This window comes from Bergeyella anatis (genome assembly GCF_036016955.1).
GTDB lineage: Bacteria > Bacteroidota > Bacteroidia > Flavobacteriales > Weeksellaceae > JAYWXI01.
Genome location: NZ_JAYWXI010000113.1, coordinates 1 through 529, shown reverse-complemented (window position 1 = coordinate 529; position 529 = coordinate 1). Strand labels below are relative to the sequence as shown.

Sequence of the window (529 nt, the reverse complement as noted above, 5' to 3'; positions counted from 1 at the left end):
ACTGAAAAGAAAGACAAGACCACAGAATTAGCCACTCTCGTATCTCCTCTATTTAGAAAGAAAGAAGTATGGGAATATAGTGAATTGGTGCAAGAAATTAAAGCCTTAACGGGGGTGCAGGAACGAACGGCGAAAAACTATATCCTAAAACTCAAAGCCAAAGAATTATTGATTGTGGACAGCCAAAATCCACAGCAATTAAGTATTGGTAAACTTATGAAAAAAATACTCAATCAAAAATAAAACACTAAAACTTACCCGTTATGAATATCGACCGAATGGAATTTGTAATGTGGATGGAGCGACTGATGGACCGCCTCGATCTACTTGCAGAACGCTTTGAAAAAGCTGAAAAGAAACGAAGTACCATCGAAGGAGAGGAATTACTCGACAATCAAGATTTAATGATAACTTTTAAAATATCCGCTCGTTCTCTGCAGCGTTATCGTTCTGAAGGCAAACTACCCTATTACACAATTTCTGGAAAAATTTACTACAAACTATCAGATGTACACCAATTCATTAGAGA

General features: G+C 36.7%; 1 protein-coding gene and 1 pseudogene. Both read left to right on the top strand.

Annotated elements, in window-relative coordinates:
* Positions 1-243 (top strand): annotated as a pseudogene (locus VQ048_RS12500) (bifunctional DNA primase/helicase); the annotation flags it as partial.
* A 20-nt stretch (positions 244-263) separates the two neighbouring features.
* Positions 264-529: helix-turn-helix domain-containing protein (locus tag VQ048_RS12495; RefSeq protein WP_327611964.1), on the top strand; the 266-nt coding region annotated here is incomplete at its 3' end.